This window comes from Sulfitobacter sp. 1A15258, assembly GCF_043557045.1.
GTDB lineage: Bacteria > Pseudomonadota > Alphaproteobacteria > Rhodobacterales > Rhodobacteraceae > Sulfitobacter > Sulfitobacter faviae.
In genome coordinates this window covers 1-18,547 of the sequence record NZ_JBIFFK010000017.1, presented here as the reverse complement: position 1 = coordinate 18,547, position 18,547 = coordinate 1, and the positions used below count along the sequence as shown (strand labels likewise).

Here is an 18,547-nt window from a genome sequence, read left to right as displayed (position 1 = left end):
CCAAACGCGTCGCGTCTCAGATTTAAGGGCAACGCGACACGAGACCATGTTCCGCAATCTCGTCCATGCCCCGTCGTGACCTCGGCCTGGGCCACCGACTACAACGCTGAACGCCCGCATTCTGCTTGGAATATCAGACGCCCATCGACTCGCGGTCCCTCGCCACGGCAATCGCCCGCCCCACTGCACGAGATAAAAGCTCCGCGCGTCGGGCGATTTCTTAACCTGCGCCAATCGGCCTAAAAAAACCCTCGGACTCCTGTCGCAGCTGGGTGAAGGTTCAGTGGCAGGTCAGCAGGCGCCAACGTCGAGAGTTACACATATGTGTCGAACGAAGCCATTCAGGTATCTGCCCTGCACATTTGTTTGTAGTTTGCCTCAATAACAATAGGGAGAGAAAAATGAACCGGATAGCATTCGCATTTTGTTCCATAGCGGCGCTCAGTGGAGCAGCAACCGCACAGGAGCTTTCGATCGCCACTGGCGGAACTGGTGGCACATACTACCCGTACGGAAGCGGCTTCGCACAAGTAATTGAGAGGCATATCGAGGGCACCAGCGTTACGGTCGAAGTTACAGCCGCATCCGTTGAAAATCTCGCGTTGCTGACCCGCGGGGAAACCGACATTATCATCGCCGCGGCCGACGCCGTGAAGAACGCGGTCGAAGGACTGGACGCCTTTGAGGGGCGCCGCGTCGACAATATAGCTGCACTGGGCGCTCTCTACGCTAATGTCGTCCAGATTGCTGTCTTGGAAGAGAGCGGCATCCAGTCACTCGACGATCTTCGAAACAAAAGGCTTTCCGTTGGCGCGCCGGGATCAGCGACTGAGCTGACCAGTCGGCGGATGCTCGAACTTCAGGGTATAACCTATGAAGAAGTCGGGGCGCAGCGCCTTAGTTACACCGAGTCCGTGGATGCGATGCGCGACGGAAGCCTGGATGCAGCCGTCATTCTCGCAGCCCCGCCGGCAAGCTCGGTGATCGCTCTTGCCGCGGGACAAGACATTTCAATTCTCCCACTGACCCAGGAAGAGGTCGACCGTATCGTTGAATCTGAATCGGCGTTTGCTCCCTATGTGCTCCGGGCGGGGACTTATGACGGGCAAGATGAAGACGTTCTGACGTTCTCCTCTCCCAATATGCTGCTGGTGAACGATGCGATGGATGAGGAGCTGGCCTACCAGATCACCCGAGTCCTGTTCGAATACACGCAGGAAATCGTGGCCGTCCACCCGTCCGCCAAGGAAACCACTGTAGAGTTCTCGCTAGCTTCGAGCACCGTTCCCTTGCATCCTGGCGCAAGGCGCTACTACGAAGAGGTCGGAGCTGAGATCCCGGCGCGGCTACTTCCTTGAATAGCTGGCTCTGCGCGGTTCCTCTGGTCATTCTCCTCGCAGGGTCAGCACAAGCTGACCGTCTGTTGATAACCGGCCAAAGCGGACACAGCATCATGCCGGACCTGTTGGAGCAGACCGAATGGTGTCTTCACTGGCAGCACTCTGTTTCGGGCGGGCTCGTGACCGATTGCTTCCAAACGATCGACGGGCACGTTTTCCTCGACCGCAGTTTCCTGCACGATCCCGCCGCCGCGGGACTTGGTGAGGTTCTTGGGCGTGGCCGAATATTGCGCTCCGCGACTGATGGGGACTGGATCGTCGATATAGCCGAGGTCATGCCTTGTAATCGTGTGTTCGTACGGATCGGCGGGCAGAGGATTAACCATCGCCTGACTTACGGCTCTGCAACGGTCAATCTCAGCGAGATTTTCGCTGGGGAACGGGTCGCAATCACCCTTCTGTCAGATGACGCTGACAGAAGGGTTAATGAAGAATGCCGGTAACCGCCTTCGGGGTGGTGTCTAGGGGAAACAGATGCAAGAAAAGTCCGAACCCATTTGCGCAGATGCTAATAAAGATCTTACCGGCAGAATCATCCCAGCCCCGCCTTGGCCAATCGCGAAGCTGATCATCCTGCTGTCGATCGTACTGTGCGGTTTTCAACTCTACGCCGCTGGTATACGGCCGATGGGTTTGTTCTATCAGCGCCCAATCCACCTCATGTTGATCATGATGGTCGCTTTCCTCGTCTTTCCAGCTTTCGGCCTGCACCGCAAACGCGGTGTGATGGGCTGGGTGATCGACGCAGCCTTTTTTACTGCGGCTATTGTCTCGGGCCTCTACATAGTCGTCAACCTGGACGCGATCATCGCGCGTGCGGGCTTTTGGACTCGAACCGATATCATAGTCGGTAGCTTCGCGATCATTACCCTGCTGGAAGCAAGCCGTCGCGTCGTAGGCATGGGGATCACCGTGATCGGGTTCATCTTCGTACTGTACGCGCTTGCCGGTCCGCGTGGCGCGCTGCCCTGGTTGGGGGAGTTCATGCCCGGCATCTTGTCTCATCGCGGCGCCTCGGTCGAACGGTTGGTGTCTCAGCTCTATCTCGGACAAGAAGGCATCTTCGGTTTGCCGCTGGGGATCGCCGCGACCTATGTTTTTATTTTCGTTTTGTTCGGCGCAGTGCTGGAAGTGACGGGTGGGGGGCGCTTTTTTATCGATCTTTCCTTTGCCGCCACCGGCCGCCAGCGTGGGGGGCCAGCCAAAGCTGCGGTTCTGGCGTCTCTCAGCATGGGCTCGATTACCGGTAGCGCCATCGCCAATGTCGCAACCACAGGCCCCTTCACCATCCCGCTCATGAAGCGGCTAGGTTACAAGCCCGCCCAGGCCGGCGGTATCGAGGCGGCAGCTTCCACCGGCGGGCAGATCACCCCGCCTCTGATGGGTGCGGGTGCGTTTCTGATCGCTGAATATACTGGCACGCCCTATGTCGAAATCATCAAGGTTAGCATATATCCGGCGCTTCTATATTTGCTCACTGTCTATCTCTTCGTTCATATTATTGCGCTGAAGCAAAACATGCACGGCATACCGGCCAAAGATTTGCCGTCGGTGCGCGCGGTGATGAAAGAAGGCTGGCATTTTCTTCTACCGCTCATCATGTTAATATATCTTCTGGTCATTGGCTTGTCGCCGATGCGGGTTGGTTTCTATGCCATTTTATCAATTCTTGCCGTTGCTGTTCTGCGCTATATGTGGGGATGGTTGCGCAATGAACCAACTCGTGTTCACCACATGCATCCCGATGGCACGGTGAAGGAAGAAATCGTCTATGAACGTCTGCCGTTGGCGCTGGTACTGAAGGCTGGGCTGAACAAGGCCGTCGAAGCCTGCGAACTGGGGGTAAGGAACGCACTGACCGTTAGCCTTGCCTGCGCCATCGGCGGCATAATCGTCGGCGTTGTAGGGCTGACCGGACTGGGACTGAAGTTCTCAGCCCTGATGATGACATTCTCGGGTGGCAATGTCGTGCTCGCCTTGTTCATTGTCATGATAGCCAGCTTGATCCTGGGCGTCGGCCTACCGGTGACGGCCAGCTACATCGTGCTGATCATCCTGGTCGGCCCCGCTATGAGTTCCGAGTTCGGCATCCCTCTCTTGATTGTTCATCTGGTGGTGTTTTGGTATTCGCAGGACTCAAACGTCACACCGCCTATCGCCTTGGCTGGTTTTGCGGCAGCGGCGATCGCCAAGAGTCCACCGATTGCTACAAGCCTCCAGGCTTGGAAGTTTGCCAAAGGCCTCTACATCATCCCGCTTTTTATGGTGTTTAACCCCGAAATAATCATTGGAGGACCAGTGCCTATCGTACTTTGGAGTGGCGTACTGGCCTTTTTCACCTGTGTCGGCTTCGTGGCAGCACTAGAGGGTTATCTGTTCGGACGGATCAACGGGGTGTCGCGGCTTGTGGTACTGGCGGCCGGTATCGGCACGCTGCAACAGATTCTGTGGCTGGAGGCTATCAGTTTGGCAGTGATGGTGCTGATGATAGGATTGAACTGGATGGCAGAACGGAACCGCGAAGCACTGCCTGCTTAAACCGAGCCACATGTCTCCCTGTCTCTGAAAAGAGAGCGCAACCTGACAAAACGAGCGGGGCCGGAAGCTTACTGATCGGCTATCTTGTCGAATACCAGTCTTATGGCATCCGGCCCCTAGGTGCAGGAAGGCATTGCCGCCTTCAAGAAAAAGCGCAAGCCGTCTTTCCCGATCAGCCCGCCGGTCTGACCCCTCGGGGTCAGCTTGGCGGGCGGTAGCCTATTGCCACGGACAGCCTGTCTGCGGCATCGACTGTCTTTCGTTCGTAGAGTTCGCGGCGTTCGACGCCGCGTTCGCGGGGTGCCCCGAGCACCAGGACACCGATCACCTCTCCGGCCCGGTCGCGGACAGGGGCTGAGACACCGGCGGCGCCGTCTATCGCTTCGCCGTTGGTGAAGCAGACCCCGCGCTGCCGGCATTCCTTGACCGCGGCTTGTATCCCGGCGATATCGGTGATGGTCCTGCTGGTCAGCTTGTCAGCTTGGAGATCCGCAAAATACCTGTTCTGCCATTCCGTCGGGGCGTGGCCGATCAGAACGCGCCCGCTCGCCGTCGGATAGGCCGGACGATTGGCGCCCGCATTGACCACATAGCGGATAGGCGAACTACCTTCGACAACATCCTCGTAGACGATGCGGCGGCTGTCCAGATCGAGGGTCGCATAGATGACAGTTTCGTCGGTCCAGTCCCGCAGCAGCGTCATGTGATGCCGTACGAGGCTGGAAAATCGGCTGTTGGCCAGGATGGCTGACGCAAACTGGAACATGCGCGGACCAAGTCGGTAGGTGTTGGACTCGTGGATCAGATAGTCCTGATCCACAAGTGGCCTGAGCATGATGAGAAGAGAACTCTTGGGTGCGTCGAGAGCTACGCTGAGATCCGCCAGGGTCATACCGACCTCGGTTACTTCTGCGATCCTTTCGAAAATACCGAGCAGGCGGTTGATCGATCGTGGCGGATCGCGGCGCGTTTTGGCCGAAGGACCGGATTTCGCCTGGTTGTGTTCTTGCCTAGCCATTTGGGCATTTCACTTTGATACCTCCAGATGTTCGTCAACTTGTGCTGACAACCAAGGCAATTTGCAATCAAGGCAATTTGTGCCCTTCCTAATACTCCGAGCGTGCGACCCGATGAACCAGCTTAAACAAGACTTTTCGTAAAGATAGCACAATCGTGTTGCAGCTTGCGTGTCCCGATGTGTTCAACTGCCTGTCCATAGCCGTCTTCGCCGAACTGGTGGATGCCCTTCGCGCAGCCGAGTTCGACTCCGTAGGGCATCAACGATCGAAGGGCCAACCTTCAAAGGGCCCGCGCCGGTTCCCCTTCGGAAATGCCGGTCACATTCATCAGGTCGCACATGCCTTGAAAGACCGCATCATAGCCGGGGCAGTTTTCCACCAGAATGTCGCATTCGCCGGTCAACTTGCGGATAACCTCCTGCCCTTTCGGTTTCGAGATATCCTAGGTCAGCGACGACTTGCTACGACTGCACCAGATGTGCGGCGAAATCTTCGCTCATCGTTCCGGCGGCCCGCTGGGCGAAAGGCGGACCGAACTGGCGCGCATCTTTTCCTAGGCTTGCCCGTTCAACCTTGATGACCTCGGCCCCGAGATCGACGAGGTATTGCGCGGCCAAGGGCCGGCCAGAATACGCGACATATCCAGAACACGGGTGCCGGAAAGTGGTTTCATAGTCGTGACCGGATCTTTAAATCGTTTTCGTGCCTGTTGCGGTCTGGTGTCTGCGCGAGCTCGTTGAGAATTTCGTGGGTATCGGCGCCTAGCCGGGGCGGCAGACGGCGGATCGACGGGGTGCAGGCCGAAAAACTAGGCGCGATTCCCGGCAGGGTCATCGCACCTTCGGTCGGGTGCGTGTTGGTCTCGAAGAAGCCGGTTTCCAACAGATAGGGATCTTCGAACAACTCGTCGAAGGTACTGGCTGGACCGTTCGGAATATCGGCCTGATCCAGCGCCGCGCCCCAGTCGGCTGTGGTGCGGTCCACCAGCCGCTTGGCCACGATGGCATAGAGATCTTGGATGTTTGCCGACCGTTGCTGAGTCCGTTCATAACGTGGATCGCGCGCCAAGTCGCCATGGCCAAGCAGCTCGAGAAACCGTTGCCATTGCGCATCGGTATTGGCCATGACGCACAGATACCCGTCCGCCGTGCGGTAAGGTCTGCGATCAGCATTCATCAGCCGAGTGTAGCCCGCTTTGCCGCCTGTGGCGGGCAGGGCGCGCCCCCAGAGATGTTCCAGAAGGTTGAAGACAATGACACTTTCCATCATGGGCACGTGAACCTCCTGACCTTCGCCAGTCCGTTCACGCCAGAATAGTGCCGAGGTAATGGCATTGGCCAGAACATAGCCCGAATGCTTGTCGGCAATCACGGTTGGTAGGTAGTCGGGCACACCATCGCGCCAGCCGTTCATGGCCGCGGTTCCGGTCAAGCCCTGCACCACATCGTCATAGGCGGGTGTTTCCGTGCGTGACGATCCGGGGCGAAAACCAGTCGCCGACGCGTAGATGATGTCCGGCTTGATTGCACGGACCTTATCATAAGTGAGCCCCAGCCGGTCGATGGCCCCCGGCCGCATGGCATGAACCATGACATCCGCCGTCTCAAGAAGACGGGTCAAGACGGCGGAATCCTGTGAATCCTTGAGGTTCAAGACAATTGACCGCTTGTTCCGGTTCAGACCCAAAAAGAGGGCTCCCATGTCGTCGCTGACGCGGGGACCGACATGGCGGGTGTAGTCTCCCTTGGGCTCTTCGACCTTGATGATATCTGCGCCCATGTCGCCCAGAATCTGGGTGCAGACCGGCCCTAGGACGTTGATCGTCAGATCAACCACCCTAAGGCCGGACAATGGCCCGCGACGGGGATCAGGAGCGTCTGTCAAGATCATTCTCCCTTTGTGCGGGCATTGACCATACGCGTCGGCTTGTAGTCCAATACGAGCTCGCCCCGCTGATTGATGACCCGGTTGTGGCTGGTTACGATGCCTTTGTCTGGCCGCTTCTTCGACCGCCGCGCCTCGACGATCTCGACTTCACAGTGGATCGTGTCGCCTGCAACGGTCGGCCCGCCGACTTTGTAGGACATCTCAAGAAAAGCAAATCCAGTGTGCTGCATAGTGCTTTGGACCAGCAGACCCTCCATAAAGGTGTAGACTAGGGCAGATGGCACGACGCGGCCCTTGATGAGGGATTCTTCCTCTTGAAAGACGCTGTTTGTGAAGAGCACTTCGGTCATGCCCGTGCAGGTGACAAAATTGATGATGTCAGCTTCCGAGATGGTCCGCCCGATCGTCTTGAAAGTGCGGCCGACGGTGACGTCTTCGAAAAACAGGCCGAGGCCGAGGGTTTCCATGGGTGTTTCCTTCTTAAAAACTCAGGCCAATACGGAGCGAGAGATAATGTTGCGTTGAATTTGGTTGGTACCTTCGATGATTTGGAGGACCTTCGCATCGCGGAAATAGCGGTTAATCCCGTACTCGTTGGATATGCCGGCCGCACCGAAAAGTTGCACCGCATCCGTTGCGACCTTCATCGCAGTGTCGGTTGAGAAGGCCTTGGCCATTGCTGCCAAATGCGCGAGTTCCTTGCCTTTGACGCCTGCGTCCAGGGCCGCAGCCGCTTGATAGACCAGGAGGCGGGCAGCGGCAGTCTGCGTTTCCATGTCCGCGACCATCCATTTTATCCCCTGGAAGTCGGCGATGGTTTGGCCGAAGGCATGGCGGTTTTTAATGAACTCCACCGCGTGATCCAGCGCGCCCTGCGCACACCCGACTGCCCGAGCGCCGATGATCGGACGTGAATCGTTCAGCGCGGCCATAGCGACGCGAAAGCCTGTTTCCTCATCGCCCAACATTGCCGATGCGGGGACGCGGCAGTTTTCAAGATAGAGCGAATGGGACGGCACGCCGCGCGCGCCCATCTTGTCTTCCTTGGGGCCAACATTGAAACCGGGCGTGTCTGTATCGACGATGAACAGGTTGATCTTGCCACGTTCATCGCCAGTGCCAGTCTTGGCCGCAACCAGAACAAAATCGGCCATACCGGAATTGGTGCACCAGATCTTGTTGCCATCAAGGATGTAGTCGCCCCCATCCTTGCGAGCCTTGGTCTTGATCCCCGAGACATCAGATCCGCTTTGCGGTTCGGTCAGGGAAAGGGCCCCCCGCAGCTCACCTTTGGCCAGGCCGGGCAGGTAACGGTCTTTTTGTTCCTGTGTGCCGCCAGCCAGAATGGCTCCGATCGGCACCCACTGCACCAGAAGTAGATAGGCGGTATTGTAGCAGACACGCCCGAATTCCTCGACCGCGACGCAGGCCGACAGCATGGAGTTCGCGCCACCGTATTCTTCGGGGAAGGGAAGAAGGAATAGGCCAAGCTCCTTCAACATCTCGAACATGTCATGGGGGTATTCCGCCGTGCGGTCGATCTCCTGCGCGCGCGGAGCGACCTTTTCGCGGGCCACGCGCCGGACAAGGTCTTGTACCAGGATCTGATCTTCGCCAAGTTTGAACATGTTCACGTCTCATCCCTTCTTGATGGGCCGGGATCCGCATGGCCCCAGTCCGTATTTGTTGAACAGAATATGTTATGAGATTGCGTTTCCAGCAATGCGACGACCCGTCTTCCGCATACATGTGTTGAGTCACGCAATCCTATAGGCACGGCACGCGCAGAGGTGGTCTCAGGATTTCGGACCAGTAGTTAAGGTGGATCAACTTGTGAAAGAGATGATCCAAAATGACGAAACGAAAGAACCACCCGCCTGATTTGAAGGCCAAAGCTGCTATGACGGTCGCTGAAGTATGAATGCGTCTATCTGAATGCCTTTGAGACAGGCTCTGAAGTGCCAGTCGGGGTCGGCAAATGGCTGACCTACTACAACTCAAGGCTGTAAATGGTCGAAATCCCGCGACCACCTCTTTCTCCGCCTTGCGAAATTCGTCCATGCGTTTCAGTCCCCTAGTTCATCTTCTTTGTTGCTGTAAGTGCCATCAAAGGACCGGCATCAAACCGCCTCAGGTCCAATCTGCGGTATGGGGGTGCTGCGGTATGCGGACGTCGCAAACGAGAAAGTTTAAAAATGTCGATTTGCTTGACAGGCGTGCTCGAAGGTTTACAATAACAAACACAATTTGCAATATCGATTTGGGAGGAGTCGATGCTTGCACTATTTCCTACGACGGACGGGCGGCAAGTACATGTCGTGAAGTCGGTGGCGCGCACTCTAGAAACACTAGAGCTGTTCGACGAACTGCGTCGGCCCGTGAATATCGTCGAAGTGGCGATGCGGCTGGGATACCCCCAGTCCAGCACCTCCGCGCTGCTGAAAAGCATGGTCGCGCTCGGTTTTCTGACCTATGACAACGGCGCCCGCACTTATTATCCGACCGATCGCGTGCCCTTGATCGGCAGCTGGATGAGCCCCGCTCTTTTTGGTGGCGGGGCGCTGTTGCGCTTGGTGGATACGGTGGTCGAACGGAGCGGCCTTTTGTGCCTGCTGGGCGCGCAGAACGGCGATCATGCCCTATATTATCATGTGTCCAACCCGAAGAAGTCGTTGGCGCATCATATCGCAGTCGGGACTCGGCGGCCGCTTGCCGCTTCGGGTGTGGGGTATGTGCTTCTGTCTACCATGGATGACAACGAGATCCGCCGCATGTTCCGGCGTATCAATGCTTATAGGCCAGACGGTCAAGATCCGCTCGATATCGAAGCGCTGATCGATTCTGTCCAGAAAGTCCGGGAGCAAAGATATTTCGTCTCGATTGACCAGGTCGTGCAGGGATCGGGTCTGATTGCAATGCTGCTGCCGCGGGAATGTACCGACCGGCCCTTGGCCATCGGCCTCGGAGCTCCGACGTCCATGATTCAGGATCGCGAGCATGAACTGGTGTCCTTGCTGCGCGAAGAGATTGACAAGCATTTCGGCAGCTACGTGGAGCTGGCAGAACGCCGTCGCACCGCGTCTATGTGGAAGGTCCCTAAAGAGGGCAAGATTCGCGGTGCCGGAATGCGCTAGTTCCGATTTTCACGCATATGCGTCAGAGCCGCCGCGTCCTATGGCCGGCGGCTTTGGCACGACCTAGGCTGCGCCGATACAACATATTCAGAGAGGATGTCGTATGGGACCGCTTGCAGGTGTAAAGATCGTGGAACTGGCCGGGATCGGACCCGGTCCGATGTGCGCGATGTTGTTGGCGGATCTTGGCGCGACCGTGATCCGGGTCGAACGCAAGGTAGAATCCCAGCTGGGCATCAAACGCCCGCCGAAGTTCAATCTACTGAACAGGGGGCGCCGTCAGGTCGCGGTCGATCTGAAAGACCCCGAAGGTGTCGCCTTTGTCCGCGCGCTTGTTGCCGAATCCGATGCGGTGATCGAAGGGTTCCGCCCCGGCGTGACGGAACGTCTGGGACTGGGGCCCGACGATTTGTTCAGGGTCAATCCTCGGGTGGTCTATGGCCGGATGACTGGCTGGGGCCAGGAGGGGCCGCTGGCTCAATCCGCGGGCCACGATCTCAACTACATCGCGATTACCGGTGCGCTGTCGATGATCGGCCGCGAGGGTCAGCCGCCGACCGTACCGCTGTCGCTGGTCGGCGACCTTGGCGGTGGGGCGCTGTATCTTGCCTTGGGAATCTGCGCGGCGATCATCGAGGCGCGTCAATCTGGCAAGGGACAGGTGGTGGATGCCGCGATTTCTGATGGGGTCGCGCATCTGATGACCAATTTCCACGGCCTGCTCGGGGCCGGGATCATCACGCCCGAGCGCGGCACGAACATCATCGACGGCGGCGCGCCCTATTACGATGTCTATCTCTGCAAGGACGGGCGCTATGTCTCGATCGCCCCGATCGAACCCAAGTTCTTTGCGCTGCTTGTTAAGCTGCTTGAACTTCCCGAAGACACGATGCCGCCCCAGAATGACAAGGCCCGCTGGCCCGAAATGCGCGCGATCTTCGCCGCGAAATTCCTTGAAAAGACGCGGGACGAATGGACCGAACTGCTGGGTAAAACAGACGCCTGCTTTGCCCCTGTCCTGACGCTGGAGGAAGCTCCGACTCATCCGCACATGCAGGCCCGCAACGTTTATTTCGAGGCGGACGGCGTGGTGCAGCCGGTTCCCGCGCCGCGTTTTTCGCGCACCGTTCCCGACGTGCCCGAACCCGTCGTGCCCGCAGCCGAGACGGACCCGGCCCATGCGCTGGAAGGCTGGGAGGTGCTGAAGCATCTGGAGAGCTGGAAGAAAAAGGGGGCACTGTAACCTCCGTAGCCTGTCTCAGGTTGTCGTGAAGGTCGGTTTGCGCTTTGCCAGAAAGGCCGTAGCAGCGGAACAGTGCGGGTTGGCTGTCACACTCGGCCCGGAGGAAATCCTCAAGATAGCCCACCGCACCGTCGGCATAGATCGACTTGGTAGCCGATCACCGTGGCCGCATAGACGGTGCCCTTGCCCGAGATTCGAGATCGCGCGCCGGTCCGCGGTTCGGCCACGCGGGGGTGAAAGACATGGCGACCGGCCGCGCTGGATCATGAAGCGGCCGACCTTCAGATGCTCGGCGGATTGAACACACCGGGCACGCCTCGCACATAAGCAGCGGATTATGCGCTACTGCGTTCGATGACGGCATCAAGCGCAACGACCCCCTTGCCGTCCTCCAGTACCAAAACGGGGTTCAAGTCGATGCTCTGGACCGTTCCTGCATTCGCGGCGGCAAATAAGGAGAGGTTGGACAGAAGCTGCGCCAATGCCTCGGTATCGGCTTTCGGAGCGCCTCGATAGCCGTCGAAAAGGGGCGCCGCCTTGATCCGCGCGACCATTTCACGGGCGGTGTCGAGGTCGAAGGGGGCGGGCTGGAACGTTACGTCGGGTACTAGCTCCACCAGAATGCCACCCATACCAAACATTACCACGGGTCCAAAGACTGCATCAGTGATCGTGCCGACGATCACCTCGATGCCTTTGGGCGCCATGGGTGCAACAAGAATCCCTTCTAGTGTGGCATCAGGCGCCTTTTCTGCGACGTTATGCGTTAACCGGTGAAAAGCTGCCCGGACGTTGACCGTGGCCACGTTCAGCGCAACGCCGCCGATTTCCGTTTTGTGCTGAATGTCGGGAGAGGCAACCTTCATCGCCACCGGACCACCGGCGGTTTTAGCTGCCCGAGTTGCCTCTTCAGCAGTGGTGGCGAGAACCTCAGTCAAAAAGGGCACTCCGGCCAAGGCAAGGACCTTCTTGGCCGCATGTTCCGACATTGGACCGGTCCCCTCGACACGCCTTCCGAGGGGTACAGGCGCGGGTCGGGGGACAGTGGCAAAGGCCTGGCCGAAATGGGTTAGCGCGCCGGCAATCTGCACTGCCCGGTCGGCGTCCTGGTAGACCAGAAATCCCATTTCGCGATAGCTTTTGCGGATTTCCTCGCGTGCACCCATGCACAGCACGACGAGCTTGTCCTTTTTGCCCCTCAGCCCTTTAAGAATCGCGTCGCGGATCGGGATCGCATAGGCGTCCGCCGCCGGTGTCGTGGTCAGGAAGAACACGATCATGTCGTAGCCACCTTCCTCCAGCACGATACGGATGTTTTCGGACAGGAGCGACATATCGTTCATCACCTGCGCGGTAGTATCGATCGGGTTGCCGACGGCAGCGAAGGGCAGAAGCTTTTTCAGTTTGCGCCCGGCATCCTCCGGCATGGTCGCGACGTCGAGGCCATAGACCTCGGCGGCGTCGCACATCTGCACGCCGACCCCGCCCGACAAGGTCAGGATCCCCAGCTTGCGCCCAACCGGATATGGGCCGGTCAGGCAGGCCTCGGCGATATCCAGCTGTTCTTCGGTCGTTGTGGCGCGATAGACCCCGTAATCTCGGAAGATCGCATCGTAGACATCATCCGACCCGGCCATTGACGCGGTGTGTGATTGCGCAGCCTTCTCTCCCGCTGCCGACCTTCCGACCTTCATCGCGATCACTGGTTTGCCCGCCGCTCGGGCCCGCGCCAGACCTTCGCGGAAGGCCGGGCCTTTGCGGACACCTTCGAGATAGAGCGCAATCACCTTGACGTCGTCGCGTCCGGCCAGCCAGGCGATGCATTCGCCGACCTCCAGGTCGGCTTCGTTGCCGGTCGTAACCCAGTAGTTGATGCCCAGCCCGCGCTGGCTGGCTAGATAAGCGATATAGCCCCCATATGCCCCGCTCTGCGACACCACAGCAACGCCACCGAGGGGCGGAACATCGCGATCAATGGACTGTGTGAAGGTGCCGTAGAAATTGATGTTGGTGCAGAACAGGCCGACGCAGTTCGGCCCCAAAATCCGAATGCCGGTTTCCTGTGCAATGGCCGTGATCTCGGCTTGAAGCACGGCTCCTTCCTCGCCAGCTTCGGCGAATCCCGAGGACATGATGATCGCGCCTTTCAGACCGATTACGGCCCCGTCGCGCAGCACACCCGGAATCAGCGTTGACGGAATGGCCAGGATCGCGACGTCCGGCGCCTCGGGCAGATCGGCCAGCGACGGCCAGGCTTTCATGCCCTGGACGACGTCGCGCGTTGGGTTGATCGGGTAGATCTTGCCTTTGTAACCCCGCTCCTTGAGATAGCGCAGCGGCCGCCCAGAAATTCGCGAAGGATCGTTCGAGGCACCGACAATCGCGACCGAGCGAGGGCGAAAGATGTGATCGAGGTTTGGGTCAGGAAAGGTCATGCATCATCCATACGTTATCTAGCTGAAGTCATGCTTAGGGCGAACGGACGGGATGCTACATCCCGCCGGGGACAATAGCGCATCCATGTGGAAACGGGACCGTGGCCAAGGCACATATGTGGGAATTGTCGCGTTCTCTCTGCCACCGATCAGCGGGGTGGCGTAGCGTTGTCGCCAGATTAAAGAAACGCAAACCGAACTTTCATAGCCTTGAGGAAATCGACGAATGAGCCTGCCCAAAAGTATGAAGGCGCTGGTGCTGCGCGACTATGTAGGGTGGCAAAGCGCCGCCGTCGAGGATGTGCCGTTGCCCGTACCCGGCGAAAGGGATGTGTTGATCAAGGTCGCGGCGGCCTCGCTCAATTTCGCCGACCTCCTGATGATGGAAGGCAAGTATCAGGTGAAACCCGATCTGCCTTTCATAGCCGGCCGGGACGCGGCCGGCGTTGTGGTCGCCGCCGGTCCGGGTGTGACAGGATTTAAGGTGGGCGACCGGGTGTGTACTCAGGATTCGACAGGGGCGTTTGCGGAATACGACTGCTCGCCTGACTGGTCATGCACGGTTCTGCCGCCCGAGATCGGGTTTGAGGACGCGGCCGCCTGCGCCACGGCGATTGCTACGGTGGCCGGCGCGATGAAGCTGCGCGCTGATCTGAAACCGGGTCAGAGCGTCATCATCACGGGCGCGACCGGCGGCGTCGGGTCAATGGCGATCCAATATGCGCTGTTGTTGGGCGTGCGCCCGATTGCCGTGGTGTCGAACGAAGAGAAGGCTGCGCTGGCCCGGTCGCTCGGGGCTGAGGCTGTGGTGTTGACCGCAGGTATGGTGGATCCTGTCCAGGAGGTCCGGCTTGCGATCCGCGAGCAGGGGTTCCAACATGTCGATGCCATCATCGACATGGTCGGCGGCAACGTGGGCGAGGGTGCGTTGCGCTGTGTCCGACCCGGCGGACGGTATGTGATCGTCGGCTTTGCCAGTGGCGATCTTCCGACGCTGAACGCAGGCTATCTGCTGGTCAAGGACGTGATGGTCTTCGGGTCTTCTCTGCAACGGCTGATGCGCGCGCGCGATCCCGAACTGACAGAGGCGGTGCACGACGCCTTTGCCGCACTAGCCGTGGGCAAGCTGAAATCACAGATCGACGAGATTTTCCCGCTGTCCGATTCCGCGGCCGGTTTCGAGCGCATGGCACGACGCCAAGCGCTCGGCAAGGTGGTCTTCTCGGTTGGTGCAGCCGACTAACGCCTAAACTATCGCTCGGTATTCACGGATGCTGGGCGAATTGAGAAAGAAGCGTACGCGGTCGACTGCTGGCCCGGTCCCGTGGATCGGGTCAGAATCGGCTCTATGTCCCCCTGACGTGACGGGACCGGCAGCTGCCCGATCACGCCTACGGAAACAGCCCCGGCATCCAGGCCCCAGCCAGTCTGGCGGAGAATGTCAGCCGCAACGGGGCGCGGCTCGATTGCGCGTTGAGCGCCCCTGCCCCCACCAGCGCGGCGGAGACGTTGCGCGCCTGTCGTTCCCCCACGCCCAACAGCCCGGGCAATGCTGCACGCGCGACCTCCCCGGTATAGAGAGCCTCTCGCAGAACCGGCCAGGCCCCGGCGGGCAGCCTGCCCTGCGCGGTTTCCTGCGTGGCCCAGGCCTCGATGCGCCCGCGCAACTGGGTCCATCGGCATAAAGGTACGCGAGGTCCCACAGGAATGTTCGTGTTTTCGGTCCCTCTGGATTTGCGGGACGACGGATCAGTTTGGAGCGTTTCGTGAGGTGTCCGCGTTGATCGCGTCGTAAAGAGCGGTTTTGCCGACTTTTATGCGTGCCGCGGCTTCACGAACTGTCAGGCCACTTTCGATCAGCATTTTCGCTCGCTTCAGTTTTTCAGCGGTGACGACAGCCTTGCGTCCGCCTTTTCGTCCGCGCGCGGCAGCGGCGCTCAGGCCAGCGCGGGTTCTCTCGCGGATGAGGTCGCGTTCGAACTGGGCAAGGGCGCCGAACAGATGAAAGACGAGTGTGCCCCCGCTCGTTGTCGTGTCGATGCCTTCAGTCAGAGACTTGAAACCGATACCGCGCTGGTCAAGATCGCGAACCGTATCAATCAGGTGACTCATGCTGCGCCCGAGACGGTCGAGCTTCCAGACAATCAGCGTGTCGCCGGAACGCAGGTGATCGAGCGCTTGATCTAATCCTAGCCGGTCCGTTTTGGCACCAGATACGCAATCTTCAAATATCTCTCCGCAACCGGCAGCCTTGAGCGCGTCGATCTGTGGGGCCAGCGATTGATCAGCCGTTGAGATGCGCGCGTATCCGACTGGGGCATAAAATTTTGCAGTGTTTGTCCGCTTTTCCATCCGTCAATCATCTTGTCCGTCATTCCGTTGTCAAGCCATATTGCCGGACAATAAAACACGGGGCCGTCAAACGACCGTTTCCCGGACACCACTATGACGGAGAGCCTTATGCCCCGAATGCAAATCCTTTCATCCTCCGAGCAAGGGGCGTTTGACGATCCGCCGGTATTCGACTTCCGCGAGCGCAAGCGATGCTTCGATCTGCCAAAACCCTTGTTGGACATCGCAACTGAGTTGCGTTCACCCGCTAGCCAGATCGGCTTTCTGGTGATGTGCGCCTACTTCAAAGTGGCGAAGAAGTTCTACAATTCTCGCGATTTTCACTCCCCGGATATTGAGGCGGCAGCAAAGCTTCTGGGGCTCACAGGATCGGAGTTCTCGCCAGCAACCTACCCCAAACAGACCCGAGCGCGTTATCGTAAGCTCATTCTGGATTTCTATGGCTTCATGCCATTCGGGCGGAAAGCCAGGAAAGACCTGATCGCCGAGATTGCAACGATGGCGCGAACATATCTGAAGCCGCGCCTGATCTTTGATCGATGCGTGGATTACTTGATCCAGCGGCGCGTCCAGGTTCCAAAATCGGGCGTTTTGCTTGAGTTGATCCGATCCGGATTGCAGGCCCGCAAAGTAGAACTCATCGCGCTGATGGATGTCCATCTCACCGATGACGCGCGCGCCTTGCTGGACGAACTCTTCACGACCCCGGACGATCAGAACCGGTATCGTCTGACCCTGTTGAAGAAGCTGTCGCAGTCGGCAAGACCAACAAAGATCAAGGAAGCCATCGCTGACTTTGGGACGCTCGCTGATTTGCATAACCAACTATCCGACCCTCTGTCGGCGCTCGATTTGGGAGCTGCCGGTATTCGATATTTCGCGGGCAGCGTTCAGCGGTCACGGTTGTTTCAGCTCAAGCAACGCGCAGACAATGACCGCCGTATCCATGCCACGGCATTTGTTGCCCATCAGTTTTACCGCACGCAAGATAACCTGATCGATCTCTGGCTCAGCGTCATGGCGTCCTTTCACGCAAAGGCGACGCGCGATCACAATGATCGGCTGCTGGAGAACCGGGCAGCACAGCAAAAGCAGATCAAGTCGGTCATCAATGACCTGGACACATCTGTGTTTGGCCTGTTGCGCGACATTCGCGGCGTGACCGAGGCGGATGGAATGTCGGACACCCAGAAAGTTAGCACAATCCAAGCCTTGCTGGATAAAAGTCGATCCGGCGCATTTGAGCAACTGAAGGATGATCTTTCCGCAACCGCGCGGGATGAATGCTGGTTCGATGTGCTTGAGGCAGGGTCCTTGCGACTAAAAAAATTGACTCAGTCCCATCCTTCGCGTGATCACGTTTGAGCGGAACGACCGGGCCGCCAGTCTCATCACCGCCATCGACCGGTTCAAACACAACGATGGCGTGGTTGGGACAGGTGCGCCAACGGATTTCCTCGATACAGACGAGCGGGAATTACTGATCCGCAGCGATGGAACATTCCGAACCTCGCTCTACAAGGTTTTTCTTTTCCAGCATGTTGCCGCCGCCATCAAATCTGGCGATCTTAACCTCTCGCAGTCCTATAAATACCGCCCCATGGACACCTATCTGATTGATACGGACAGGTGGAAGCGGAAGAAGCCGGAACTGTTGGAACGGGCCGGGTTGGCCGAGTTTGCCGACCCGGAACCCGTTCTGGCAACCCTCCGGAAGGCGTTGACACAACAATATCAGCGTACGAACGCCAATGCTGCTGCCAATCCACATCTGAAGGTACGTCCCGATGGCACCTTCCACATCGCTACCCCGGCAGCCAGGGCTGATGGTCCCAGCCCAACCAATGAACTGTTCCCTCAACGGCACGATGTACCGCTGGCACAGGTGCTTGAGACGATCAATAATCACTGTGGGATGCTCGGCGCTTTCGAACACTGGCAGCAAACCCACATCCGTCAGGCGGTCTCCCGCCCCGCACTCCTGGCCGGGATCATGGGCCTTGGATGTGGAATCGGCGTGCGCAAAATGGCAAGGATCTCGTCTCGCGTGACCGAGGGCGAACTGGAACACGTCGTTAATTGGCGGTTTTCTCTCGACAATATCCGCGCTGCAAACGACGCTGTGGTCAAAGCTATGGATGAGATGGACCTGCCCAATATCTATCGGAACGAGGCGGACAAGCTGCATACCGCCAGTGATGGACAAAAGTTCGAGGTTCGCGGCGAAAGCCTCGCTGCCAGCCGTTCGTTCAAGTATTTTGGCCAGGGACAAGGTGTCAGCGCCTACACATTCGTCGATGAACGCCACATCCTCTGGCATTCCCTTATGATCAGCGCCGCCGATCGGGAAAGCGCGTTCGTGATCGATGGCCTCATGTGCAATGACGTCGTCAAAAGCGACATCCATTCCACCGACAGCCACGGCTACACCGAAGCCATCTTCGGGATGACGCATCTGCTGGGCTTTTCCTTCGCCCCACGGATCAAAGGTATTGGAAAACAGATCCTCTACATCTTCAAGCCGGACAGACCAAGTGTC

The 18,547-nt window shown here is 58.4% G+C and carries 17 protein-coding genes and 1 pseudogene; 9 read left to right on the top strand and 9 right to left on the bottom strand.

The window, feature by feature from the left end:
* The 4 genes and pseudogenes from ACGYK9_RS18725 to ACGYK9_RS18710 all read left to right on the top strand — a co-directional run.
* A pseudogene (locus ACGYK9_RS18725) lies at nt 1–224 on the top strand (integrase core domain-containing protein); the annotation flags it as partial.
* A 177-nt stretch (nt 225–401) separates the two neighbouring features.
* On the top strand, nt 402–1,358 hold the full coding sequence (locus ACGYK9_RS18720) for a TAXI family TRAP transporter solute-binding subunit (RefSeq protein WP_394415128.1): 957 nt from the start codon (nt 402–404) through the stop codon (nt 1,356–1,358).
* Between the two features lie 95 nt (nt 1,359–1,453).
* The gene (locus ACGYK9_RS18715; protein WP_166195408.1) at nt 1,454–1,843 is read left to right on the top strand and encodes a DUF1850 domain-containing protein; all 390 of its coding nucleotides are present in this window, start codon (nt 1,454–1,456) and stop codon (nt 1,841–1,843) included.
* Between the two features lie 31 nt (nt 1,844–1,874).
* Nucleotides 1,875–3,938, top strand: coding sequence for a TRAP transporter permease (locus ACGYK9_RS18710; protein ID WP_394415125.1), 2,064 nt, complete (start codon nt 1,875–1,877; stop codon nt 3,936–3,938).
* Between the two features lie 199 nt (nt 3,939–4,137).
* On the opposite strand, the gene ACGYK9_RS18705 is transcribed toward ACGYK9_RS18710, so the two are convergent.
* The 6 genes from ACGYK9_RS18705 to ACGYK9_RS18680 all read right to left on the bottom strand — a co-directional run bounded on the left by ACGYK9_RS18705 (nt 4,138) and on the right by ACGYK9_RS18680 (nt 8,472).
* Nucleotides 4,138–4,956, bottom strand: coding sequence for an IclR family transcriptional regulator (locus tag ACGYK9_RS18705; protein ID WP_394415122.1), 819 nt, complete (start codon nt 4,954–4,956; stop codon nt 4,138–4,140).
* Between the two features lie 281 nt (nt 4,957–5,237).
* Nucleotides 5,238–5,360: a hypothetical protein gene (locus ACGYK9_RS18700; protein ID WP_394415119.1), complete on the bottom strand. Its 123-nt coding sequence runs from the start codon at nt 5,358–5,360 to the stop codon at nt 5,238–5,240.
* Between the two features lie 58 nt (nt 5,361–5,418).
* Entirely contained in the window at nt 5,419–5,574 is a 156-nt protein-coding gene (locus ACGYK9_RS18695; RefSeq protein WP_394415116.1) for a CoA transferase, read from the bottom strand.
* A gap of 52 nt (nt 5,575–5,626) precedes the next feature.
* Nucleotides 5,627–6,847, bottom strand: a complete 1,221-nt coding sequence (locus ACGYK9_RS18690; protein ID WP_394415113.1) for a CaiB/BaiF CoA transferase family protein — start codon at nt 6,845–6,847, stop codon at nt 5,627–5,629.
* Nucleotides 6,844–7,311, bottom strand: a complete 468-nt coding sequence (locus tag ACGYK9_RS18685; RefSeq protein WP_166195423.1) for a MaoC family dehydratase N-terminal domain-containing protein — start codon at nt 7,309–7,311, stop codon at nt 6,844–6,846. Before ACGYK9_RS18685 ends, ACGYK9_RS18690 begins: the two co-directional genes overlap by 4 nt.
* A gap of 21 nt (nt 7,312–7,332) precedes the next feature.
* Nucleotides 7,333–8,472 carry an acyl-CoA dehydrogenase family protein gene (locus tag ACGYK9_RS18680; RefSeq protein WP_166195426.1) on the bottom strand — a complete coding sequence of 380 codons (1,140 nt, stop codon included), beginning with the start codon at nt 8,470–8,472 and terminating at the stop codon, nt 7,333–7,335.
* A 645-nt stretch (nt 8,473–9,117) separates the two neighbouring features.
* On the opposite strand from ACGYK9_RS18680, the gene ACGYK9_RS18675 reads away from it, so the two are divergent.
* Together ACGYK9_RS18675 and ACGYK9_RS18670 are read left to right on the top strand one after the other, a co-directional pair.
* Nucleotides 9,118–9,978, top strand: a complete 861-nt coding sequence (locus tag ACGYK9_RS18675; RefSeq protein WP_394415110.1) for an IclR family transcriptional regulator — start codon at nt 9,118–9,120, stop codon at nt 9,976–9,978.
* 103 nt (nt 9,979–10,081) lie between these two features.
* Nucleotides 10,082–11,221 carry a CaiB/BaiF CoA transferase family protein gene (locus tag ACGYK9_RS18670; protein ID WP_394415107.1) on the top strand — a complete coding sequence of 380 codons (1,140 nt, stop codon included), beginning with the start codon at nt 10,082–10,084 and terminating at the stop codon, nt 11,219–11,221.
* Between the two features lie 335 nt (nt 11,222–11,556).
* Here the strand turns inward: ACGYK9_RS18670 and ACGYK9_RS18665 are convergent, their stop codons facing one another.
* A complete protein-coding gene (locus tag ACGYK9_RS18665) occupies nt 11,557–13,656 on the bottom strand; it encodes an acetate--CoA ligase family protein (protein ID WP_394415104.1) in 2,100 nt (699 codons plus the stop codon).
* A 226-nt stretch (nt 13,657–13,882) separates the two neighbouring features.
* Between ACGYK9_RS18665 and ACGYK9_RS18660 the strand changes: the two genes are divergently transcribed.
* Nucleotides 13,883–14,899, top strand: a complete 1,017-nt coding sequence (locus ACGYK9_RS18660) for an NADPH:quinone oxidoreductase family protein (protein WP_394415101.1) — start codon at nt 13,883–13,885, stop codon at nt 14,897–14,899.
* 148 nt (nt 14,900–15,047) lie between these two features.
* Here ACGYK9_RS18660 and ACGYK9_RS18655 read toward each other — a convergent pair whose 3' ends face one another.
* Together ACGYK9_RS18655 and ACGYK9_RS18650 are read right to left on the bottom strand one after the other, a co-directional pair.
* On the bottom strand, nt 15,048–15,359 hold the full coding sequence (locus ACGYK9_RS18655; RefSeq protein ID WP_394415098.1) for a hypothetical protein: 312 nt from the start codon (nt 15,357–15,359) through the stop codon (nt 15,048–15,050).
* Nucleotides 15,360–15,405: 46 nt separating this feature from the next.
* Entirely contained in the window at nt 15,406–16,008 is a 603-nt protein-coding gene (locus tag ACGYK9_RS18650) for a recombinase family protein (RefSeq protein WP_394415095.1), read from the bottom strand.
* 108 nt (nt 16,009–16,116) lie between these two features.
* On the opposite strand from ACGYK9_RS18650, the gene ACGYK9_RS18645 reads away from it, so the two are divergent.
* Nucleotides 16,117–17,373, top strand: a complete 1,257-nt coding sequence (locus ACGYK9_RS18645; protein ID WP_394422673.1) for a DUF4158 domain-containing protein — start codon at nt 16,117–16,119, stop codon at nt 17,371–17,373.
* On the top strand, nt 17,360–18,547 hold a 1,188-nt coding region (locus ACGYK9_RS18640), incomplete at its 3' end, for a Tn3 family transposase (RefSeq protein WP_394415089.1). The genes ACGYK9_RS18645 and ACGYK9_RS18640, both read left to right, overlap by 14 nt.